This window comes from Kitasatospora mediocidica KCTC 9733 (assembly GCF_000744225.1).
Taxonomy (GTDB): Bacteria; Actinomycetota; Actinomycetes; order Streptomycetales; family Streptomycetaceae; genus Kitasatospora; species Kitasatospora mediocidica.
Genome location: NZ_JQLN01000005.1, coordinates 1,976,903 through 1,998,716, shown reverse-complemented (window position 1 = coordinate 1,998,716; position 21,814 = coordinate 1,976,903). Strand labels below are relative to the sequence as shown.

16 protein-coding genes, 1 tRNA gene and 1 rRNA gene are annotated in these 21,814 nt (G+C 70.7%); 7 read left to right on the top strand and 11 right to left on the bottom strand.

What is annotated here, in order from left to right:
- The gene (locus BS80_RS22790) at window positions 1–276 is read right to left on the bottom strand and encodes a hypothetical protein (RefSeq protein ID WP_035800128.1); all 276 of its coding nucleotides are present in this window, start codon (window positions 274–276) and stop codon (window positions 1–3) included.
- A gap of 92 nt (window positions 277–368) precedes the next feature.
- On the opposite strand from BS80_RS22790, the gene BS80_RS22785 reads away from it, so the two are divergent.
- From BS80_RS22785 to BS80_RS22770, 4 genes are all read left to right on the top strand, one after another.
- A complete protein-coding gene (locus BS80_RS22785) occupies window positions 369–1,028 on the top strand; it encodes a helix-turn-helix domain-containing protein (RefSeq protein WP_035800125.1) in 660 nt (219 codons plus the stop codon).
- Complete coding sequence (locus tag BS80_RS22780; RefSeq protein WP_035800122.1) at window positions 1,025–2,632, top strand: site-specific integrase; 1,608 nt, start codon at window positions 1,025–1,027, stop codon at window positions 2,630–2,632. Before BS80_RS22785 ends, BS80_RS22780 begins: the two co-directional genes overlap by 4 nt.
- 268 nt (window positions 2,633–2,900) lie before the next feature.
- Complete coding sequence (locus BS80_RS22775) at window positions 2,901–4,640, top strand: Eco57I restriction-modification methylase domain-containing protein (protein ID WP_198045581.1); 1,740 nt, start codon at window positions 2,901–2,903, stop codon at window positions 4,638–4,640.
- Entirely contained in the window at window positions 4,574–5,749 is a 1,176-nt protein-coding gene (locus tag BS80_RS22770) for a BsuBI/PstI family type II restriction endonuclease (RefSeq protein ID WP_332262189.1), read from the top strand. The genes BS80_RS22775 and BS80_RS22770 overlap by 67 nt, the downstream gene beginning before the upstream one ends.
- Window positions 5,750–5,809: 60 nt before the next feature.
- Here the strand turns inward: BS80_RS22770 and rrf are convergent.
- Window positions 5,810–5,926: ribosomal RNA gene (gene rrf, locus BS80_RS22765) — 5S ribosomal RNA — on the bottom strand.
- A 169-nt stretch (window positions 5,927–6,095) separates the two neighbouring features.
- Between rrf and BS80_RS22760 the strand changes: the two genes are divergently transcribed.
- The gene (locus tag BS80_RS22760) at window positions 6,096–6,353 is read left to right on the top strand and encodes a hypothetical protein (RefSeq protein ID WP_157536492.1); all 258 of its coding nucleotides are present in this window, start codon (window positions 6,096–6,098) and stop codon (window positions 6,351–6,353) included.
- Between the two features lie 156 nt (window positions 6,354–6,509).
- A complete protein-coding gene (locus BS80_RS37970) occupies window positions 6,510–7,136 on the top strand; it encodes a hypothetical protein (RefSeq protein ID WP_051966928.1) in 627 nt (208 codons plus the stop codon).
- Window positions 7,137–7,143: 7 nt separating this feature from the next.
- Here BS80_RS37970 and BS80_RS22750 read toward each other — a convergent pair whose 3' ends face one another.
- The 4 genes from BS80_RS22750 to BS80_RS22735 all read right to left on the bottom strand — a co-directional run bounded on the left by BS80_RS22750 (window position 7,144) and on the right by BS80_RS22735 (window position 10,140).
- A complete protein-coding gene (locus BS80_RS22750; protein WP_157536490.1) occupies window positions 7,144–8,433 on the bottom strand; it encodes a DUF6236 family protein in 1,290 nt (429 codons plus the stop codon).
- Window positions 8,434–8,648: 215 nt separating this feature from the next.
- Window positions 8,649–8,722, bottom strand: a tRNA-Thr gene (locus BS80_RS22745).
- Window positions 8,723–8,850: 128 nt separating this feature from the next.
- Window positions 8,851–9,501 carry a leucine efflux protein LeuE gene (gene leuE, locus BS80_RS22740; RefSeq protein WP_035800116.1) on the bottom strand — a complete coding sequence of 217 codons (651 nt, stop codon included), beginning with the start codon at window positions 9,499–9,501 and terminating at the stop codon, window positions 8,851–8,853.
- A gap of 69 nt (window positions 9,502–9,570) precedes the next feature.
- Window positions 9,571–10,140: a GNAT family N-acetyltransferase gene (locus tag BS80_RS22735; protein WP_035800112.1), complete on the bottom strand. Its 570-nt coding sequence runs from the start codon at window positions 10,138–10,140 to the stop codon at window positions 9,571–9,573.
- A gap of 103 nt (window positions 10,141–10,243) precedes the next feature.
- On the opposite strand from BS80_RS22735, the gene BS80_RS22730 reads away from it, so the two are divergent.
- A complete protein-coding gene (locus BS80_RS22730) occupies window positions 10,244–10,876 on the top strand; it encodes a TetR/AcrR family transcriptional regulator (protein WP_035800110.1) in 633 nt (210 codons plus the stop codon).
- Here the strand turns inward: BS80_RS22730 and BS80_RS22725 are convergent.
- The 5 genes from BS80_RS22725 to topA form a co-directional block, all read right to left on the bottom strand.
- Window positions 10,818–12,455: an alpha/beta hydrolase gene (locus BS80_RS22725; protein WP_035800107.1), complete on the bottom strand. Its 1,638-nt coding sequence runs from the start codon at window positions 12,453–12,455 to the stop codon at window positions 10,818–10,820. The genes BS80_RS22730 and BS80_RS22725 overlap by 59 nt on opposite strands.
- Before the next feature lie 136 nt (window positions 12,456–12,591).
- Window positions 12,592–13,788, bottom strand: coding sequence for a hypothetical protein (locus tag BS80_RS37965; protein WP_051966927.1), 1,197 nt, complete (start codon window positions 13,786–13,788; stop codon window positions 12,592–12,594).
- Between the two features lie 190 nt (window positions 13,789–13,978).
- The gene (locus tag BS80_RS22715) at window positions 13,979–15,205 is read right to left on the bottom strand and encodes a DNA polymerase III subunit delta' (protein ID WP_035800103.1); all 1,227 of its coding nucleotides are present in this window, start codon (window positions 15,203–15,205) and stop codon (window positions 13,979–13,981) included.
- A 98-nt stretch (window positions 15,206–15,303) separates the two neighbouring features.
- Window positions 15,304–18,660: a dTMP kinase gene (gene tmk / locus BS80_RS22710; protein ID WP_035800101.1), complete on the bottom strand. Its 3,357-nt coding sequence runs from the start codon at window positions 18,658–18,660 to the stop codon at window positions 15,304–15,306.
- A gap of 203 nt (window positions 18,661–18,863) precedes the next feature.
- Entirely contained in the window at window positions 18,864–21,752 is a 2,889-nt protein-coding gene (gene topA, locus BS80_RS22705) for a type I DNA topoisomerase (RefSeq protein WP_035800099.1), read from the bottom strand.
- Between the last annotated feature and the right edge of the window lie 62 nt (window positions 21,753–21,814).

Sequence of the window (21,814 nt, the reverse complement as noted above, 5' to 3'; positions counted from 1 at the left end):
CTACGCGCAGAGCCCGTGGCCCTCGCCAGTGCTGGCCGCCGGCAGGGCGGAGTCGGCGCGGCGTTCCATCCCGAGCAGCTTCAGCAGGTCGGACGTCACAACCCGGTAGGCGCTGCCCAGCCGGAGAACTGTGACCGGGTACTGCCCTGCCTTCGCCAGCCCGTAGCCGGTGGAGCGGCCGATCCGGAGTGCCCGGTTCGCAGTGTCGAGGTCGATGGCCACCGGGAGGGCGAGCAGCTCGTCGACGGTCATGCCATCAGAGGATGGTGCAGCCATGGTGCTCTCCTGATCGTGATTCGTGCCGCTGTGACGCGAATCGTTGTATCACGGAGTTGCGGCAGCACTTTTCTCGGTCGTAAAGTGCACTCATGACCTCAGACCTTTGGTCGACGACGTTCACCGCCCAGGTCGCGCACTCCATGCGCGAGGCGCGCAAGGCGGCCGGCCTCACGATGCCGGCCGTAGCCGAGCGCTGCGCCGAACGCGGCCTACCGGAGATCACCGACCAGACGATCAAGAACCTGGAATCGGGCCGCCGAACAAGCATCACGCTCACCGACTTCTTCGCCCTTGCGGACTCGCTCGGCGTACCGCCAGTAGCTCTCCTCTTCCCCCTCGGTACCACCGAGACCGTGGAGGTACTCCCTGGCAGGGAGGTCTCGACGTGGGACGCCCTCGCGTGGTTCACCGGGGAGACGCCGATCACGGAACCGGCCCCGCCTGGCAGTCCTCGGGACGTGCTGGACACCTTCCGGGAGCACGGCGACCTCGTGGCGGCGGCCAGAGCATCTGCCGTCTTGGCCACAGACCGCCGCCGGGCCGCCAACACCACCCCGGCCCCGGCCCGTAGAGCCGCCCTGCTGGAGCTGGCCGCCGGTTATGAGGAGTACGCGGAAGCCGACCGCAAGGAGCTTTCCTCCTTCCGGACGCGGATGCGTGAGCGGGGTCTCGTCCCGCCCGCCCTCCCCGACGGCCTTACCGGCGTCGACCAGACCGCGGACGAAGGACGTATAGAGGACAGAGAGTGAAGAACGGCACGATCTCCCGCCGGTGCCGCTGCACCAACCCCGGCACCGGCAAGGAGTACGGGGCGTCGTGCCCCAAGCTCAAGTCGAACCGCCGCCACGGCGTCTGGACGGTCTTCCAGGAGCTGGAGCCCGACCAGGAAGGCCGGCGCCGCCGCTTCCGGCGCGGAGGCTTCGAGACCTCGACCAAGGCCCAGGAGGAACTGGACAAGGTCCGCGCTCTCCTCGCCATCCCGGACGAGGACGATGCCTGGGGCCAACTCCAGATGAGCGACCTCCTCGAGAGCTGCCTCAAGGAGAAGGCGCCGCTCCCGGACTACGACGAGGTCCGCCGTCGGGTCGCCACCGGCCAGCCGCTCAATACCAAGATCACCGTCGGTGAATGGCTCGCTATATGGCTGGACGGCCGCAAGCGGCTCAGCCGGGGCGGCTGGAAGCGCTACGACTGCGATATCCGCAACCACCTCGACCCCCACCTTGGCCGCCACCGGCTCGACAAGCTCCGCGTTCAGCACGTCAGCAAGATGTTCGACGACATCAACGAGGCGAACATCGAGATCCAGGAGCAGAACGAGCAACGGCGCGCGGTCAAGGCCGAGTTGGACGCGACCCCGTGGAAGGGTGCGGAGAACCGGGCACGCCGTAAGTGGCTAAAGGCCCAGCTGGACCAGATGCCGCCGTTCCGCCGCATCACCGGGTTGAACACCCAGCCTCACATCCGGGACACCCTGCGCGCCGCCCTCAACGTCGCCATCGCCCAGCAGCAGATGCCGCCCTTCAACCCGGCCGCACACGTCGAGCTGCTGCCTGGCACCAAGCCCAAGGCTCTCGTCTGGACCGCCGAACGAATCGTCCGGTGGAAGGAGACCGGCGAGAAGCCGAGCCCCGTCATGGTCTGGACCCCGGACCAGACCGCGATCTTCCTCGACTTCATCGCCGAGCACCGCTTCTACCTCTACTACCGCACCATCGCCTTCCGCGGCACTCGTCGCGGCGAGACCTGCGGCCTTCGCTGGGAAGACCGCAACAAGGCCGTGAAGGCCATCGCCATCGCCACCCAGCTCATCCAGGATGGCTGGGACGTCTACGAAGGCGCCCCGAAGACCGCCTCCGGCGTTCGCTGGCTCGCACTCGACGACGAAACCGACCAGCACCTCGACCTCCAGTGGGAGCGCCAGCAGCAGGAGAAACTCGAATGGGGTGACGCCTGGCAGGACACCGGTCGGGTCTTCACCAACGAGGACGGCTCGATCATTCACCCGGGCAAAATGTCCGACCTGTTCGAGCGCCTGGTTGCCGCCGCCGGCCTGCCCCCGATCCGTCTCCACGACCTTCGCCACGTCGCGGCCACGCTCATGCTCGCCGCCGGGGTCGACATCAAGGTCGTCTCCGAGACCCTCGGCCACTCGGACACCCGGATCACCCGAGACACCTACCAGACCGTCCTCGACGACCTGGCGAAGGATGCGGCCGAGAAGGTCGCCCAGCTTGTCCCCCACAGTCGCCGCCCAACGCTGTCAGTAGTCACCGATCATGGTGCTTTGCGTCTCCCGAGGCTCGCACCTCCGCGAAAGACGACTGAACCGGGCACGGCAGAGTCGGCATAGGAGCGCCTGGCCATGTCGAAGCAGCGTCCGTCCGCCCCAGGGCGGGCGCTGCCCCCTTCTCCCTTCCAACCCGCTGGCCCCGCGACGCAGACATGCGAAAGGCAGACCAGCTCATCCCAAAGAGGCGGATGTGGCATCCTCGCAAGGTACCGAAACGGGCCGCCCCGGAGAATCGCCAGGTGGGCAGCCTGCAGCTGGACACCTGAGCAGCTCGGCAGGCCGAGCCGAGAAGCAACGATCAAGTAACGAAAACGGGAGGACCTCTCAGGTGACTGACGTCGAGGCAGCACCGATTCCGACGGCCCGGACGAATCGCGCCCAACGCGCAGTGATGGAAGCGAACGGCACCAAGGATTTGTCTCCGAAAGCGCTAGCGGTGCTCGCTACCGTGCCCGAGTGGTGGGCGCGACGCGCATCGGCTGTACGGCTCAGAGCGGCCAGCGCTCTCCGGCTGGACGAGGCAGTCGCGCAGTCTGGCTTCGACCAGAGTCTCTTGATCGGCATCGCCCCGCGGGAAGACCTCGTCGACGCTTCGCCCGAGGCCCTCGCTAACGCCTACGTCACGGCTCTGGACAGTTCTGTCCGGACCGCCGACGGGCGGCACTACACCCCGCCTGCCCTGGCCACTGCGCTCTACGACCAAGCCGTCACGACCTTGGGTGAGACGCCCGCTGGCCTCGTTTGGGATCCTGCGAGCGGAGCCGGGATGCTGCTGCTACCAGCTCTCCGCGGTTGGCTGACCGCGCAGGCAGACCGCTCCCCTGCCGAAGTCCTCCGCGAGGTCACGTCTGCCATCGGCGGTCGTGACCTGGACGCCGCTGCCGTCTGGCTTGGCAATGCCATCCTGGCAGCTGAGCTCCTTCCGACCTGGGCACAAATCACAGCGGCCCGGCGGAGCATCCTGCCCGCGCTAATCGGAGTCGGGGACGGGCTGACGCCTCCCCCGCGCCCCGTACAGGTCTGCATCCTCAACCCCCCTTATGGCCGTGTCCGCCTCACTGACGAGGACCGCAAGAGGTGGAGTCATGTCCTTTATGGGCATGCGAACCGCTATGGCCTCTTTATGGCTGCCGCCGCAGAGTGCCTAGCGCCGGGCGGTGTCATGTCCGCTCTGGTCCCTGCCGGCTGGCTCGGCGGCTCGTACTTCCAGCGTCTTCGCGCCTACCTGTCCACCACGGCCCCTCTGACGCATCTGACATACGTCACGGATCGAACCGGCGTGTTCTCCACGGGCGTCCTCCAGGAGACCGTACTCGCCACGTTCCAGCACAACAGCGTGAAGAACGAAGCCACATGCGAGCGCCTGACCGTCAACGGCTCCATTACACGGGAGAGCGTTGGGAAGGGGCGGCTGCCGGACCAGGGCGACGGCCCGTGGCTTCTGCCGCGCGATCCTAAGGACCACTCCCTCATCAAGGCAGCGCAGACAATGTCGCACCGCCTAGCGGACTATCACTGGACTGTGTCAACTGGCCCGCTGGTCTGGAATCGGCACAAGGATCAGCTGTCGAGCAAGCCCAAGGCCACATCAATCAAGATCGTCTGGGCTGGTGACCTGGACGGCGGTGAACTGCACCAGGACCCCAATCGCGATGATCTCCGTTACGTGGCCCTCCGGCCGAAGGACGAGGCCGTCCTCGTGCTAGACCGCCCCGCCGTTCTAGTCCAGCGAACGACTGCCCCTGAACAGCCACGTCGGCTGCTAGCTGCTGCCTTGGACCAGGAGGCCCTCGGCCGGTGGGGCGGGCGTGTGGTCGTAGAGAACCACGTCAACGTCCTGACGGCGAGTCAGGACGACAGCCCGTTGACCCCGGCCTTGCTGACCGCGCTCCTCGACTCCGAAGCTGTTGATCGCCTATACCGGTGCCTCACTGGCTCTGTCGCGGTCTCGGCCTACGAACTGTCTGCTCTGCCACTTCCAAGCACCGCCGTGCTACAGGAGTGGTCAGCGCTCTCTCCGGAAGACCTGCAGGCAGCGATCGAAGGCGTATATGGTCAGTCCTCGTGACCAGTCCGGATAGCACTCCGCCACCCCTGCCTGCCCTCCTGCCGTCGCGAACGGAGTACGAGGAACGCCTTCAGAGGATCCTGCCGGCAGCTCTGACAGGTAGCACGCACACCGCCAATCCGGCGGCAGGAGCTACTGCGTTCACCATGATGTACGTGGGCGCGATTGCCAATGTCAACCCGATCCGCCCCTCCACCGTGCTTTGGATGAGCGACACAATTGCCGCTCGCACGGAGTCGGCTGAGCGCCTTGGCTACTACAAAGCAGCCATGAAGTCTCACGGCGCGGTCGAAAAATATTGCGCTGCGGAGAACTTTCAGCGCGGTGAGCGCTGGTATGCGTCTGACTCTCGCGAGCAGGTCAGGGATGACACTCTCAAGAAGTGGGCAAAGTACAACGTCCTCCAGATAACTTCCGGCATTGACACCACCGCTTCCTACGCGCGCTATACATTCAACCCGGAGTTCGCAGCGCTTTTCGACCCGTCACTTGAGGGCGAGGAACTTCAGGCAGAGATTGAGAAGTGGCAGGACAAGAATCTAGACAAGGCCGGCAAGACAAGGGCCCACGCCCAGCGCAAGCGGGCGAAGAACACGGCTACAGGCATCCAGGTTGAGCGGCCCAACGCCTCGCCCCGCGTTCTGAAGAAGGGGAAGAGCAACGAGATCATTAAGGGTGTAGTCGAGGAGTTTGCAACCAAGTTCCTCGCGGACCCTCACGTTCTCTTCATCTCAGAATCCGATGACAAGATCAACCCGGACGACCAGGAATCCCTCGAAGAGCTCGGGATGCCCGTCGACCCCAAGGTGCTTCTTGTTGACTGCATTATCGCGGACGTTGACCCAACTCACGGAACCTTCTGGTTCATCGAGGTCGTGGCCACGGACGGCCCCGTCCACGATCAACGCAAGGAAGCAATCCTCAAATGGGCGGCGGATTCTGAGATTGCCGAAGACAAGTGCCGCTTCCTGACCGCTTTCGCCTCGCGCAATGCGTCCACGGCAAAGACATGCCTTCCCCAGCTCGCATACGGCTCTTTTGCCTGGTTCCTCGACGAGCCCAGCGGCCTCTTGGAATGGCGCGATAGCTCGACCTCGAACGCCGAGTAGCATGCGCAGGAATGGATTCGCCCCAGCAGATGAGATCTACTGGGGCGAATCGTAACAAATATTCGGCGGCGTCCTACTCTCCCACAGAGTCCCCTCTGCAGTACCATCGGCGCTGAAAGGCTTAGCTTCCGGGTTCGAAATGTGACCGGGCGTTTCCCTCTCGCTATGACCACCGAAAGATTGACGCAGATTCTAGACCGGCGCCAAGCTCTGAAGTCTGGGCGTCAGCATACACGATCACACGCCGGCCGTTTCAACGGCTATGGCCGGGCTGCTGGAACCGGCGGTCCGCATTCTCCCCCGATGCGGCCCGCACGTTGTCGCTCCCGTGCGGGATCATCAGCCCATGAGAATGCCCCGGATCGACTGCCCCTCCTGCGGCAGGTCCGTCGCCGTCGTGCCGGTGGACGCTATCGGCCTTGGCGCGATCGCTGACCACAAGCAGCAGCGCCGCCAGCTCGTTCTGTGTCCAGCCTCAGAAACTCGCGTCCCGTTGCCCGGACACCTGGCGCAGCAGCAGTCCTTCGCCGGTGAAGAGAACGACCAAAGTGGACAGCTCACCCAGTCAGGCGGCGGTTACCAGGACATGCTGTTCGGCGTGTGACTGGCGCGCTGGCAGGCCTCGTACGGTGACCACAACCGTGCGACCGTACGAGGCAGGCGCTGCCACGCGGGCAGCGCCGGGAAGGCTCGACTAAACCCGTTGTGCCGGTGTGGAGTTCGAGGCGGCATTGTCAGTGCGAGCGCCGAGAATCAGCGGGTGGCCATCGAACCAGCGGTAGTCGGCGAGTCCGAGACCCTCGCCGCCACCCTGCACACGTATCTGTCCCAGACCCATTTCACCTTCGCCGGCTTGACCGGTGCGCGGGCAACCCAGTGCATCAGCGTTGCGGTCGCGCAGTGGGCAAGGGCGTCCGGGTGGAGAACCAGATGGGAGGCCCCGATCCGGTACATCGACCCGCCTCGCGAGCAGAGAGGGGGCTGCCGCATCTACTGGTCACCACCATGGTCGGCTTACCTGGACCTGCGTCTGATCCGGGGCAGCGATCCGCCGGTCGCGGTGGAGATCGATCGCACGGATGACAGCACCGCGGTGGACAAGCTCCGCGACGAAGCCCTTCGCGGGCACCCGGCGCTATGGATCCGCTGGCACGGGACGCTTCGTGCCGAACTGCCGGCTGGCGTCGCCCGCCTGCACCTTCCTGCTCGGTCCACCCGGCCGCCCGCCAGATACTTCCTCGATCCGGTCGACTCGGCACCTGCAGTCACCTTCGGCGGTCCTGTCACGGCGGAGGCGCAGGCGGACGCCCAGCAGCGGGATCAAGCCCGGATCGCGCAGGAGAAGCGTGCCGCCGCCCTGCCCCGTCCACGGGGTCCAATCCGGTAGCAGGGACTCACCGGGCGCCCGCGCGGGGGGCGAGGCTCGCGAGGCGGCGGACCAGGCTCCCGGGGCGGAGGCCAGCCTCGACCCTCAGGAGGAAGGACACCGGGGAACCGCCGAGGGCGTCCTCGCGCTGCTTGCTGATCTGCCGGGTGTAGCCGAAGAGGCCGAACGCGACGCCGACCGCAGAGGCGTACGGCAGTCCGCCGCCGAGGTACCCGCCGACCGCGCCCAGCGCGGCAGGTGTCTGCGTCTGTACGTTGAGCACACCGGTCGTAGCCTCGAGCTTCAGGCTCCTCATGGCCGCCTTCAGCTCTCGGAGCGGCGCCTCGAACTCCTGCTTGTTGACCTGCCGGAGGTACGCCGCGAGGACCTCACGGTTCTCGATCCCGACGATCTCCTCCTGGATCTTGCCGGCGACTGTGTCCACCGTGGTCATGAAGGCGTCAAACTCCGTCGCGTAATTCTGCCGAAGCTCGATGACCTTCTCGACGGGAACGGTCGCCATATCGGTTGGCAGCACCATCTGAACGGCCAGCTCCCCGAGGACGGCCGTCACCGGGTGGTCGGCCTGCGGCTGTCGGCCGCGCAGGAGCACTCGGACGATCCGCTCGGTGGTCCACTCCTCGTTCGCCGCGTGAGCCGCGACCTGGTCAGTCGTGGGCAGGAGACGGTTCCGGCGAGCCAGCTCGTCAGTGAGGGCGCACTTGTAGACCCAAGCGAGCATGGGGTCCATCGAGATCCAGGTGCCCAGCGGGTTGCTGCCTTCGTACGTCGGCCGATCCGTATTGATCGCCAGCCCCTCCTGGATCAGTGCCTCGCGCAGGTTGGGGGATACCTCCTTCCAGTACAGGTGGGCGACGTGTCCCGGCGGCCGGTCGTCGTGGTGGGTGCGCGCCACCGTCTGGGGAACGTAGGCGTTGGTACGACGTAGTGCCGGCGGGACCGCGAGGCTACGGCCCCACTCGTCGACCTGGTAGTACCGCCGAAGCACGCCGGCGTGCTCCTGGATCACCTCTAGGAAGGGCGCTTCGACGGCCGCCGGTGCGGTGCCGGGCGACACCGGGACGAAAAAGTCGAGCTGATCCGCGAGCGCTCGCGCCGAATCGGTGTCGCGCACCGGATAACCGTCCGGGACCACCCGGGCCATCTGAGGCCAGTACAGAGCTGCCGTCTTCATCCAGACGTCGTCCTGGACGTGCACGTACGGGTAGTACAACCCGATCTGCCGCATGGCCTCGCGCCTCCCCAAGGCGATCCCGTTCAGCCGTCTACACCGCACATCATCCCTGAGTCCGGCCACAGCCCGCTTGTCGGGTTGTTACATGCCGCCGAGCGGACCCGTTGCCACCGGGATCAAGTCCGTGCCCACCGGCGTGCACGCTCGCTGCACGAATGTCCACCGAATGTCCACCGGGAGTGATCATGAAGCGATTTCCGCTCACGCCCGCCCGACACCAAAGGTCACGGGAAGGCAAAAGGCCCAGGTCAGAGGCTATCTGACCTGGGCCTTTACGGAGCCGCCTATGGGATTCGAACCCATGACCTACGCATTACGAGTGCGTTGCTCTGGCCAACTGAGCTAAAGCGGCACCGCCACCAAGGCTGACCTGCGAAGGCAGGTTGGCATCGGCAACGCGGGCTAGTCTACACAGGTTCCGGGGGTGATCCGTAACGGGTTCCCCGGGGCGTGCCTGGTGGGGGCGGCGGCCGGGGGTGGTCAGGCGGAGGAGACGAGGAGTTTGGCGGCGAAGGCGGCGAAGAGGACGGCCACGCCGCCGGTGAGGCCGGCGGAGAGGCGCTTGCGGCGGTGGAAGGCGTTGGCGAGGCCGGTGCCGGTGAAGATCACCACGGAGAGGTAGATCGCCGAGAGGGTCTGCAGGATGCCGCCGAGCAGGGCGAAGGAGAGGGCGGGGCGTCCGTAGGAGGGGTCGACGAACTGGGTGAAGAACGAGAGCAGGAAGAGGATCGCCTTCGGGTTGAGCAGGCTGATCACCAGTGCCCGGCGGAACGGGCGCTCCGTCCCGCTGACGACCTCGGCGGGCGCGGCCGTCGCGGGGGTGCGGTGTTCGCGCCAGAGCTGGCGGGCGGCGCGGACCATGCCGTAGCCGATCCAGAGCAGGTAGGCCGCGCCGCCGAACCGTACGACGGCGAACACGTCGGGGTTGGCCTTGAGGAGCGAGGCCGCGCCCAGGGAGGTGAGGCTGATCAGGGTGAAGTCGCCGAGGAAGACCCCGGCCGCCGCCCGGTAGGCGGTGCGGACGCCCTTGCGGGCGGCGACCGAGAGCACGTACAGGGAGTTCGGCCCGGGTAGCAGGATGATCACCACCGCGCCGAGCGTGTAGGTGGCGAGGTGGTTGACTCCCAGCATCGGGGGCTCCTCAGGCAGTCGTGGGCACATCATCGTACCGACGCTGGGGAGCCGACAGACCGGGGTCGTTCAGCGCCCGGGACGCTGCTCGGAGTCCGCCCACTCGCTCGCGAGCATCGACCAGACCTCCTTGTCGTGCCGGATCCCGTTGTGCGGGAAGTACGAGCGCAGCACGCCGTCCAGGCTCATCCCGAGGCGCTTGGCGACCGCGCCGCTGCGGGCGTTGAGCGTGCTGCTGAGCCACTCGGCGCGCTGCAGCCCGCGCTCGACCAGGGCGTACTCCAGCAGGTGCCGGACGGCTGCGGTGACCAGGCCGTGGCCCTGGCCGGCCGCCTCGGTCCAGACGCCGATCTCGCAGTTGCCGAGGCGGGTGTCGAAGCTCACGAACATCACGCCGCCGACCAGCGTCCCGTCCAGCCAGATGCCGAAGATCCGCCTGGTGTCGGCCGCCTGCTTGTCGGCGTAGCCCTGGAGGGTGGCGCGGGCCGAGTCGAGGTCGGTGGAGCCGGAGGCCCAGGGGATCCACGGGTCGGTGTTGGCGCGGGCGCGGTCGATGTGGGCGAGGAACTCGGGCGCCTGCCAGGGCTCCAGCGGGCGGAGTTCGGCGTCGAGCGTGGCGGAGAGCGGTATGGCGTACACGGGGTCCCCCAAGGAATCCGGGCTGCGGAGTGCGACGCGCACAACAGGCGCCGTACACAGCAGACGTCGTACATAACAAACGTTTGGCAGGTACTATAGCGCCATGCCGCCTGCCCGTGGAGACCATGAAGCCCGCCGCCGCGATGTTTCCGAGGCGGTCTGGCGGGTGCTCGTCACGCGCGGCTTCGGCGCTCTGACGCTGCGCGCGGTGGCAGCCGAGATGGACGCCTCGACCGGACTGCTCACGCACTACTTCCCCAACAAGCGCGCCCTGCTCCGCACCGCGCTGGAGATCCTGGCGCAGCGTTCCGAGGAGCGCCCGCGCCGCACCGCGCCGACCGAGGGACTCGCCGCGCTGCGGACGGCGCTGCTGGACGTCCTGCCGCTCACCCCCGAGAGCGCGGCCGCCAACCGGATCTGGGTCAGCTCCTGGGACGTCGCGCTGGCCGACCCCGAGCTCGCCGCCGACCACGCCGGGCGCTACCGCCGCTCGCGCGAGCGACTCGCCGTCCACGTCGCCGCCGCCCAGCGCCGCGGCGAGCTGCCGACGACCACCGCGACCGAGGATCTGGCCGCTGCCGCCCAGGGGTTCGCGCTCGGCCTGGTGGTCCAGGCGCTCTTCGCTCCCGCCGAGTTCCCGGCGGAGCGTCAGATCAAGCTGCTGGACGACTGGTTGGCTACTTGGCGCAGCGCAGCCCCTGGGCCGGCGAATCCCCCTGCAGCAGATAGCGGTTGATCGCGGAGTCCACGCAGTCGTTGTGCCGGCCGTAGGCGGTGTGCCCGTCGCCGTCGTAGGTCAGCAGCCGGCCGGACTCCAACTGGCCTGCCAGCGCCTGCGCCCAGGCGTACGGGGTGGCCGGGTCGCGGGTGGTGCCGACCACCACGATGGGGGCCGCGCCGGCCGCCCGGACGGTGTGCGGGGCGCCGGTCGGCTTGACCGGCCAGTACGTGCACGACAGTGCCATCCACGCCATGTCGCGCCCAAAATGTGGTGAGGCCTTCTCGAAGTCCGGTACCGCGCGGGCGACTTCGTCCGGGCTGCGGAAGGGCGCCGGCGAATCGAGGCAGTTGACGGCCATGTTGGCGAACATCAGGTTGGGGTACGAGCCGTCGCTGCCGCGCTCGTAGTAGTCGTCGGACAGCTTGAGCAGCGGGCCACCGTCGCCGGCCTGCGCCGCCTTCAGCCCGGCGCGCAGCTGCGGCCAGAGGAACTCCGCGTACATCGCCTCGATGACGCCCGTGACGCCCTGCGCCTCGGTCAGCTTCCGCCCGCCGTCGGCGCTGAGCGGGCTGGCGTCGAGCTTGGCGAAGAGCGCGTCGAGCTGCCGACCGGCCTCCTGCTCGGTTCGCCCGATCGGACAGTCGTCGCGCTTGACGCAGTCCTGGGCGAAGGAGCTCCAGGCCGTCTCGAAGCCGCCCGCCTGGGTGCGGTTGCTGGTCAGCGCGTCCTGGGAGGGGTCGACCGCACCGTCCAGCACCATCCGGCCGACCCGGGACGGGAAGAGCCCGGCGTACGTCGCACCCAGCATCGTGCCGTACGACTTGCCGACGTAGGCGAGCTTCGGGTCGCCGAGCAGCGCGCGCAGTACGTCCATGTCGCGGGCCGCCTCGACGGTGCTGACGTGGCCCAGCAGCGGGCCCGAGTGCTGTTCGCAGGCTGCCGCGAACTCCTTGTCCGCCGCTACCAGTTGATCGACCTCGGCCGGGGTGTCCGGGGTGCTGTCGACGGCCGTGTAGGCGTCCATCCGGTCACCGCTCAGGCAGCTGACCGGGCTGCTCCGGCCGACCCCGCGCGGGTCGAGGCCGACCAGGTCGTACGCCGCGAGGACCGCCGGGTTGTAACCGGCCGCGGCCGACTCGACGTACTCGATCGCCGAGCCGCCCGGGCCTCCGGGGTTCAGCAGCAACGAGCCCAGGTGCTGGGCGGAGCCGTCCCCGGAGGCCTTCTGGCGGACCGCGCTCAGGCTCAGGTCACCGGCAGCGGGGTGGTCGTAGTCCAGCGGCACCTTGAAGCTGGTGCACTCGAACTTCTGGTCGCACGGCTGCCAGGCCAACTGCTGTGCATAGAAGGAAGCCAGGTCGGCCGGGATCGCCGCGGGCAGCGGCTGCAACGGCGTGGCAGCGCCCGCAACGGCGGCGGCGGAAGCGGTCGCGGCGGGGGTGCCGTCGGCGGAGATCGGGCCGCCGTTGTCCATCCCGGGCGGCTTCGCGGCGCCGGAGTGGCCGGTGCAGCCCGCGAGCGTCAGCCCGGTCGCGACCAGTGCTGACGCCATCCGCAGCGCAGCGGTGGTTCGGTGCCGCCGGGCAGGTCGCATGCGGGCTCCCCTTAAGGATCTCGGGATCTCGGGACACTCGGGTGCGGTCCGTCCTCGACCGGCGGTCCGAGCGTAGCGGGAAGCGGGCCGCCCACCGCCCGGCCCGCCACGCCCGCCGGGCGCGTTGCCCGCCCGTTCAGCCGCCCGGGTGAGCGAGCGTCTCCGCGAGGTACTGCGCCGCGATCCGGACCAGCCGCAGGCGCTCCCGGTCCGGCGCGTAGTCCTCGACGATGTCGGAGGTGCTGACGAGCGCGCGGGCCGCCTGGCCCTTGCCCGCGTGCAGCGCGTTCCTCACCTGCCGCGCCGAGGCGAGGCCGTCGGCGTCGCCCTTGGCGGCGGCCAGCAGCAGCTGCGGCGCGGCACCGGACGGCGCGTCTGCGCCGGCCTGTGCCAGCGCGGCGGCGTCGTACCGGCCCGACACGGCGGCCGCGGCGCCGTACAGGTCCCCGCGGGTCAGCCCGGCCGCGGCCGCGCACGGGGCACCGGCGTCCACGCCGAGGGCGGCCCAGCCCTGCGGTCCGGGCGGCAGGGTACGGAACGTGGCGGCGATGGCGGTACGCAGTGCGGCGTCGTCGGCGAGTGCCTGCGGGGCGGCGGCGACCAGGTCGCAGGGGCGCCCGGTCCCCTTGGGCCCCTCGGGCGCGACCACCACGAACGGCTGGGAGCGGCCCAGCTTGATCGCCGACGCGATGCCGTCGAAGACGTCGGGGATCTCGCTGTCCGCCGTGCGGCCGGGGGTGCCTGCCTGCAGCACGAGCACCGGGAAGCGCGCCGACGGGTCGTCACCGTAGTGCGCGGGCAGCCAGACCCGCACGGTGCGCGACTTGCCTCCGGCGGTGGGCACGGCGCCCTGCACCAACTCGCCCTCGGCCGGGTGCGAGACCGTCTCGAACCGCACCGGCCCCGCAGCCGCCGAGGCCGAGCCGGACGCAGCCGCCGAGGCGGACGCGGACGCGGACGGGTGAGCGGACGGCGCAGCGGACCCGGACGCCACCGCGGCGACCGCGTTGGCGAGACCCGGCGTCGGCGGCGCCTCCGGACGCTGGACGCCCCCAGCGCCGGGGGCCTTCGCCCCGGCGCTGCCCGGGCCCCCGGCACCGACACCGCCCAGCACACCCCGGCCACCCAGCACCGCGGCCACCGCGAGCGCGGTCGCGCACATCCCGCAGAGCACCGCCCCGCCGGCCCGCAGCATGGCCGGGCGAAGGTCGGCGGACATTTCGTAGGTCACGGCGGCGCGCTGGTCCCGCCAGCGGTTCAGCGCGCCACGGGCCAGCCAGAAGCCGAGCAACAGGATCGGGAGAAGTAGCAGAAGGAGGGACGAGCGGGGCATGGGGCACCACCTCGGAAGGTCCAGTACACCGGGGGCCGGACCGGCCCAGCCCACAGCGTGCAAGACGACACCGGGGATCCATGCGACCGTTCTGGGCGATTGCCCACGTTCACTCGAACGAGCGAGCGCAGCGGGTCCAACACCCGCCAGCCCGGCCACCCGCGCGGCCACCCGGCCGGGCGCCGCGGCGTCAGCCGGCCCGCAGCGCCAGCGTCATGGCCTCGACCGCGAGCAGCGGGTCGACGTTGCGGTCCAGCGCGCGACGGCAGGCCAGCACGGCTTCGATCCGCCGCAGGGTGCCCTCCGGCGGTCCGCCCGCGGCGACCTTGCCCAGGGCGGTGCGCTGGTCCTCGTTCGCCAGCGAGCCGGGCGCGCCGAGCTGGATCGCCAGCACGTCCCGGTAGAAGCCCAGCAGATCGAGCAGCGCGACGCCCAGCGACTCCCGCCGGGTCCGGGTGGCCCGGCTCTTCTGCCGCTTCTCCAGCTCCTTCACCGCGCCGGCCATCCCGCGCGGGGCCTTGCCGCCCAGCCCCTCGGCGGCGCCGTAGGCGGCCTTGAGGTCACCGGTCTCCTTGGCGTCGCGGGTCTCGGCCAGCGCCTCGGCGTCGGTCTTGGCGGTGTCCACCAGCTGCTGCGCCGCGGCCAGGCAGCCGCCCACGTCGGCGACCACCAGCGGGATCCGCAGGACCTCCAGGCGCCGGGCGCGGGCCTGTTCGTCCACCGCGAGCCGCCGGGCGCGCTCGACGTCGCCCTGCCCGGCCAGCGCCGCGATCCGGGCGACACCCGGCTCGACGCCGTCCCGGCGCACCAGCATGTCGGCGACCGCGTCGGCGGACGGCGTGCGCAGCACGAGGTGGCGGCAGCGCGAACGGATGGTCGGCAGGGTGTCCTGGACCGACGGCGCGCAGAGTAGCCAGACGGTCCGCGGCGACGGCTCCTCGACGCCCTTGAGCAGCGCGTTGGCGGCCGACTCGGTGAGCCGGTGGGCGGCGTCGATCAGGATCACCGACCAGCGCCCGCCGGTGGGATAGCTGGAGGCGCGCAGCACCAGACTGCGCATGTCGCCGACGCCGATCGACAAGCCGTCGCTCCGGACGAACTTCACGTCCGCGTGGCTCTCCGCCATCACGGTGTGGCAGCCGTCGCAGAACCCGCAGCCGGGCGTGCCGCCGAGCTCCAGATCGGGGCTGGTGCACTGCAGGGCGGCGGCGAAGGCCCGGGCTGCGGTGACCTGGCCCGCCCCCGGCGGACCGGTGAGCAGCCAGGCGTGCGTCATCAACGAGGCGTTACCCCCGGGCTCGATGGCGGACGAGGCTGCGCCGCGCCCGGCAAGCACCGTCGCGCGGGCCGCCCGGGCGGCGGCGGTCAGCTGCTCGACCACGCGTTCCTGGCCCACCAGGTCGTCCCAGACGGCCACTGCTGCTCCCACCGTGTCGCCCGCTGCTCAAGCCCACTGCTCAAACCCCGAGCATACGGGGCCGGTCCGACAGGATCGGACCGGCGCCCGACCGCCGCTCACTTGCGGCGCTTGCGCCCCTTGTCGTCCGTCCCGCCCTCGGACTGCTCGCCCTCCGGCTCGGCCTGCTGCCAGCGGGCCCAGTCCTCGCGCGAGCCGAGCAGCGTGTCGGTCAGGCTGGGCAGGTCGTCCATCGGCGTCTCCTCGGCCCAGGCCGGACGGACCGGACGCTCCGGCTCCTCCTCGGCCTCCGGCGCGGCCCCGACGGCCCCGGCGGGCGCGGCCCAGGAGGGACGGGCCGGACGCAGCGGCGGCGCGTCCTCCTCCGACACCGACGGGAACGCCCGGGTCTGCTCCACCGGCCGCTCGGCCGCCGGCTCGGGGCGCCAGAGCCCCGGCGGCACCCGCTCCTCGACCGGCAGCACCGGAAGGACCGAACCGCCCGAACCCGCCGGGGCGGCCTTGGCTCCCTTGGCACCGTCCTTGGCGCTGTCCTTGGCACCGTCCTTGGCGCTGTCCGCCGAGCCGACCCGCGGCAGCACCGCGGTCTCGTCCGCCGCCGGGACCGTCGGCAGCACCGCCGTCTCGTCGGCGGCGGCCGGGGCCGGTGCCGGGGCCGCCTTCGACCGCGCGAGAGCGTCCGCCGCGGCCACCGCGGCGCGCCGGTCCCGCTCGGAGATCTCCTGCGTCAGGTCGTCCGGTCCCACCTGCGGCAGCTCCGCCGTGGTGGCCGCCGACGTGGCGGCGGCAGCGGCCGCGACGGCCGCAGCCTCGGCCAGGCGCGCCGCCTCCGCCCGCTGCAGGGCCTCCTCGGCGCGCCGCCGCTGCTCCTCGCGCTGCACATCGCGCCGGCGCTGGAGCTCGGCCTGCTGCGCGGCCTCCGCCGCGCGCCGCTCCTGCTCGGCGGCCTCCGCCTTGAGCCGGACCTGCTCGGCGGCCCGCCGCTCGGCCTCCTGGACGGCCCGCAGTTCCGCCTGCTCCTCGGCCTTCCGCCGGGCCTCCTCGGCCGCCTGGCGAGCGGCCTCCGCGGCCACCCGCTCAGCCTCCTCCTTGGCCAGCCGGTCCTTCTCCGCCTGCTCGGCGCGCAGCTCCTCCAGCAGTTCGAGCCGCTTGCGCTCGGCGGCCTCGGCCTCGGCCTTGAGCCGGGCCTGCTCGGCGGCCCGCCGCTCGGCCTCCTCCTTGGCGCGCCGGTCCTGCTCGATCCGCGCGGTCTTCTCCTGCTCGGAGAGCGGCAGCTCGCGGTCCAGCCGGTGGCGGACCGCGGTGGTCACGAAGGCGGGCTGCTGGCTGCCGTCGACGACCAGGTAGCGCACCGGATCGGCGGCCGCCAGGGCGAGGAAGCCGGCCCGGACCCGGGCGTGGAACTCGGTCGGCTCGGACTCCAGCCGGTCCAGCGCCTCGGTGAACCGCTCCCGCGCCTTCGTCGGGTCGACGTCCAGCACCACGGTCAGATCCGGCACCAGGCCGCCGGTGGCCCAGCGGGAGATCCGCGCGACCTCAGTGGCGGCCAGGTCACGGCCGGCACCCTGGTAGGCGATCGACGAGTCCATGTAGCGGTCGGTGATCACCACCGCGCCGCGCGCGAGCGCCGGGCGGATCACGTTCTCGACGTGCTCGGCCCGGTCGGCCGCGTAGATCAGCGCCTCGGCGCGGTGCGACAGGCCGGTGTTGCCGACGTCCAGCACCAGGCCGCGCAGCCGCTGCCCGACCGGGCTGCCGCCGGGCTCGCGGGTGAGCACCACCTCGTGGCCCTTGCTGCGGATCCACTCGGCCAGCGCCTGCGCCTGGGTGGACTTGCCGGCGCCGTCGCCGCCCTCCAGGGCGATGAAGAAACCGCTTCCGGTGGTCCGGTGCGGCGAGTCCGAGCGGCCGCCGCCGAGCGCCTCCAGCAGCTCGCGGCCGAACGGCACCGTCCCGCGCTGGTCGTCCGTCTTGAGCAGCACGACGGCGGCCAGCACCAGGGTCAGCACCCCGGCGGTGGCGATCGCCAGCGCGGCGCCCGCGTGGATGAAGGTGAAGCTGCCGGGGGCGCGGTTGCCGTAGTCGACCTCGCCGTAGGCGGCGGCGATCAGCGGGACGACGACCAGCGCGGCCGCCACCACCGCCCGCAGCACGGCGTACAGGTGGTCGGTGACCCGCGCCAGCCTGGCCTCCTCGACCTCCTGCTCCAGCAGCGCCCGGCCGACCCCGACCACTATCCCCGCGGCCACCCCGGCCAGCGTGGTGAGCATCAGGATCAGCACGTAGTCGAAGACCAGCCCGGCCAGGATCAGCGCGGTGCCCATGACGAGCAGCGAGACCGCCAGCAGCCGGCGGCGGGAGAGCGCGGGCAGCGTGACCTTGGTCAGCCGCAGCCCCAGCCACGGCGCGCCGGTCGCGGCGAGGACCAGCAGGCCGTAGCCGACCGGGCCGGCGCCGTGCTCGGCGGCGGTCAGCAGCGCGAGCGCGGCGGTGCCGGCCATCGCGGCATAGGCAGCGGCCACCGAGAAGGTGAAGTACGGGGCGGAGCCGGTCCGGCCCTTGCTGAGCGCCGGGCCGGGCGTGGCGTCGGTCGGCGCGCGCAGGCCCTGGAGCGGGGAGCGCGGACCGCTCGTCACCCGGCCACGCGGCAGCTCCTGCAGGTAGAGGAGCACCCCGGAGGCGATCAGCAGGCCCGCCGCGCCGAGCGCGGCGACCGTCACCTGATGGTCCCTCAACCACTGCGAGCCGAGCGCGGCGAAGAGGTTGTTGAGCAGCGTGAAGGCGACCAGCCCGACCGCCGCGAGCGGGACGGTGGCCCAGCCGGTGCGCAGGTCGAGGGTGCGGACGGTGTCCAGGTTGGCGGCCGAGGGCCGCTGTTCGGCCTGCGGCGCGTACGGGTCGGAGGGCGGCAGCAGGCTCGGCGTGGTGGCGTCCTTGGCCACCGCCCAGACCCGCTCGGCCGCGCCCGCGACGAAGACCGTCGCCAGCAGTGCCCAGGTGGCCGCCGAACCGCTCAGCCAGCCGAGCCACCACGGCGCCACACCGATCAGCACGGCGCGCAGACCGTCGGCGCCGATCAGCGTCCAGCGGCGGTCCAGCCTGGTGCTGACCAGCGCGTACAGCGGGCCGAGCAGGGCCGCGCCGAAGAGCAGCGTCGCGGCCAGCCGGACGGCGAAGACCAGGGCCACCGCCAGGACGGCCCCCCGATACCCCCCGCCGAACTGACCGGCCGCGTTCGCGGCGATCACCGTGAGCGGCAGCAGGACCAGGAAGGCCAGCCGGTCGGCGGTCCCGCCGATCAGCTGGGTGACCCACAACCGGCGGTACGGGCGCAGCCGCAGCATCGCCCGCGCTCGCTCACCGGGAGTGCCGGCCGGCGCGACCTCGGGGAGGTCGGGGGCCCCGGCTGGTGCCGCGGCCGCTGCAGTGGGGGTGGGCTGCTCCTCGCTCGTCATACCGTCAGCGTAGCGGGCAGCGCTTGGCCAAAATGGGTTCACGGCTTTCCGGATCCCACCCATTGCAGGGTTGTGACGGACCGGAGTGTGACGCAGCCCGCAGTGGGCCCCCGGGCGCGCCGCCGAGCGCCGGTCGCCACGCCGGGCGCCGGACACGCCGCGGGCCCCGCACCACGCAGGTGCGGGGCCCGGCTTCGGACGCGTCAGCCCTGGTCGGCGGCGGCCTTGGTGGCCGCGGTCTTCTTCGCCGCGGTCGCCTTCTTGGCCGGAGCCTTCTTGGCGGCCGTCTTCTTGGCAGCCGTCTTCTTCGCGGCCGTCGCGGAGGCGGTCGCCTTGGTCGCGGTGGTCTTGGCAGCCGTCTTCTTCACGGTCGCCTTCTTGGCCGGAGCCTTCTTGGCGACCTTCTTCACCGGCCCGCGGGCCCGCTTCTCGGCGAGCAGCTCGTAGCCGCGCTCGGGCGTGATGGTCTCGACGTCGTCGTCCTTGCGAAGCGTCGCGTTGGTCTCGCCGTCCGTCACGTACGCCCCGAAGCGGCCGTCCTTGACGACCACCGGGCGCTCACTCACCGGGTCGGTGCCCAGCTCCTTGAGCGGCGGCGCGGCGGCGGCCCGGCCGCGCTGCTTGGGCTGCGCGTAGATGGCCAGCGCCTCCTCCAGCGTGACCGTGAACATCTGCTCCTCGTCGGTCAGCGACCGCGAGTCGGTGCCGCGCTTGAGGTACGGGCCGTAGCGGCCGTTCTGCGCGGTGATCTCCACGCCCTCGGCGTCGGCGCCGACCACCCGGGGCAGCGAGAGCAGCCGCAGCGCGTCGTCCAGCGTGACGGTGTCCAGCGACATCGTCTTCAGCAGCGACGCGGTGCGCGGCTTGACGGCGTTCTTGCCGGTCTTGGGCGTGCCCTCGGGCAGGATCTCGGTGACGTACGGGCCGTAGCGGCCGTCCTTGGCCACCAGCGGGTTGCCGCTGACCGGGTCGGTGCCCAGCTCGAAGTCGCCACTCGGCTTGGCCAGCAGCTCCTCGGCCAGCTCGACCGTCAGCTCGTCCGGCGGCATCTCGTCGGGGACGTCGGCGCGCTGGCCGGGCTCGCCCTCGACCTGCGAGGCCTTCTCCACGTACGGGCCGTAGCGGCCGACCCGCAGGGTGATCTCACTGTTGAGCGGGAACGAGCTGATCTCCCGGGCGTCGATCGCGCCGAGGTCGGTCACCAGCTCCTTCAGGCCGCCCAGGTGGTCGCCGTCGCCGTTGCCGGCCTCGGCGGCGCCGCCCACCGCGTGGCCCTCGCCCTCACCGAAGTAGAAGCGCTTGAGCCACGGCACGGACTGCGCCTCGCCGTTGGCGATCCGGTCGAGGTCGTCCTCCATGCGGGCGGTGAAGTCGTAGTCGACCAGTCGGCCGAAGTGCTTCTCCAGCAGGTTCACGACCGCGAAGGAGAGGAACGACGGCACCAGCGCCGTCCCCTTCTTGAAGACGTACTTGCGGTTGATGATGGTGTCGATGATCGACGCGTAGGTCGACGGCCGGCCGATCTCGCGGTCTTCCAGCTCCTTGACCAGCGAGGCCTCGGTGAACCGGGCCGGCGGCTTGGTGGCGTGGCCCTCGGGTGTCAGCTGCTCGGCGGAGAGCGGGTCGCCCTCGGTCACCTGGGGCAGCCGGCGCTCGCGGTCGTCCAGCTCGGCGTTCGGGTCGTCCGCGCCCTCGACGTAGGCCTTGAGGAAGCCGTGGAAGGTGATGATCTTGCCGGAGGCGGAGAACTCGACGTCCTGCCGGGCCGCCGACACGCCGCCGACCTTGACGGTGACGGACTGGCCGACGGCGTCCTTCATCTGCGAGGCGACCGTGCGCATCCAGATCAGCTCGTAGAGCCGGAACTCGTCGCCGCCGAGCGCCGTCTCGGCCGGGGTGCGGAAGCGGTCGCCGGAGGGGCGGATCGCCTCGTGCGCCTCCTGCGCGTTCTTGACCTTGCTGGCGTAGGTGCGCGGCGCGTCCGGCAGGTAGGAGGCGCCGTACAGCTGGGTGACCTGCGCCCGGGCCGCGTTGATCGCGGTCTCGGAGAGCGTGGTGGAGTCGGTACGCATATAGGTGATGAAGCCGTTCTCGTACAGCTTCTGGGCCACCTGCATGGTCCGCTTCGCGCCGAAGCCCAGCTTGCGGCTGGCCTCCTGCTGGAGCGTGGTGGTGCGGAACGGCGCGTACGGCGAGCGGCGGTACGGCTTGGACTCGACGCCGCGGACGCTGAACGCGGTCTGCTCCAGGGCGGCGACCAGCGCACGCGCGCTCTGCTCGTCGAGGTGCAGGGTGTTGGCGCCCTTGATCTCCGAAACCTTCAGCCGGCCGTCCGGGCCGAAGTCACGGCCGCTGGCGATCCGCTTGCCGTCCACCGAGGACAGCCGGGCGCCGAAGGTCTCCGGGTTCGCGGCGTCGGCCGGGGTGCGGCCGGTCGCGAAGGTGGCGGTCAGGTCCCAGTACGAGGCGGAGGTGAAGGCGATCCGCTCGCGCTCGCGCTCGACCACCAGGCGGGTCGCCACCGACTGGACACGGCCGGCCGAGAGCTTCGGCATGACCTTCTTCCAGAGCACCGGCGAGACCTCGTAGCCGTACAGGCGGTCGAGGATGCGGCGGGTCTCCTGGGCGTCGACCAGACGCTGGTTCAGCTCGCGCGGGTTGGCCACGGCCGCCTGAATGGCGTCCTTGGTGATCTCGTGGAAGACCATCCGCTTGACCGGGACCTTGGGCTTGAGCACTTCCTGCAGGTGCCAGGCGATGGCCTCGCCCTCGCGGTCCTCATCGGTGGCGAGGAAGAGTTCGTCGGACTCCTTGAGCAGCGCCTTGAGCTTGGAGACCTGCGACTTCTTGTCGGCGTTCACCACATAGATGGGGGCGAAGTCGTGGTCGACGTCGACGCCGAGGCGGCGCACCTCACCGGTGTACTGGTCCGGTACCTCGGCCGCAGTCCCCGGAAGGTCACGGATGTGCCCGACGCTCGCCTCGACGATGTATCCGGGGCCGAGATAGCCCTTGATCGTCTTCGCCTTGGCGGGCGACTCGACAATGACGAGTCGCTTGCCGTTGCGCGCGGTCTCGCTGCTCGGGGACACCTTCGCTCTTCTCTCCCGGTCGTTTACCTGTCCTGGCCGGCGTGCCCCACGGGATACCGACC

Excerpts from the sequence above, each read along its gene's own strand:
- BS80_RS22785 (WP_035800125.1), top strand. The coding sequence starts at position 369 with ATGACCTCAGACCTTTGGTCGACGACGTTCACCGCCCAGGTCGCGCAC.
- BS80_RS22730 (WP_035800110.1), top strand. The coding sequence starts at position 10,244 with ATGCCGCCTGCCCGTGGAGACCATGAAGCCCGCCGCCGCGATGTTTCC.
- BS80_RS37965 (WP_051966927.1), bottom strand. The coding sequence starts at position 13,788 with ATGCCCCGCTCGTCCCTCCTTCTGCTACTTCTCCCGATCCTGTTGCTC.
- BS80_RS22790 (WP_035800128.1), bottom strand. The coding sequence starts at position 276 with ATGGCTGCACCATCCTCTGATGGCATGACCGTCGACGAGCTGCTCGCC.
- tmk (WP_035800101.1), bottom strand. The coding sequence starts at position 18,660 with ATGACGAGCGAGGAGCAGCCCACCCCCACTGCAGCGGCCGCGGCACCA.
- BS80_RS22760 (WP_157536492.1), top strand. The coding sequence starts at position 6,096 with ATGAGAATGCCCCGGATCGACTGCCCCTCCTGCGGCAGGTCCGTCGCC.
- leuE (WP_035800116.1), bottom strand. The coding sequence starts at position 9,501 with ATGCTGGGAGTCAACCACCTCGCCACCTACACGCTCGGCGCGGTGGTG.
- BS80_RS22725 (WP_035800107.1), bottom strand. The coding sequence starts at position 12,455 with ATGCGACCTGCCCGGCGGCACCGAACCACCGCTGCGCTGCGGATGGCG.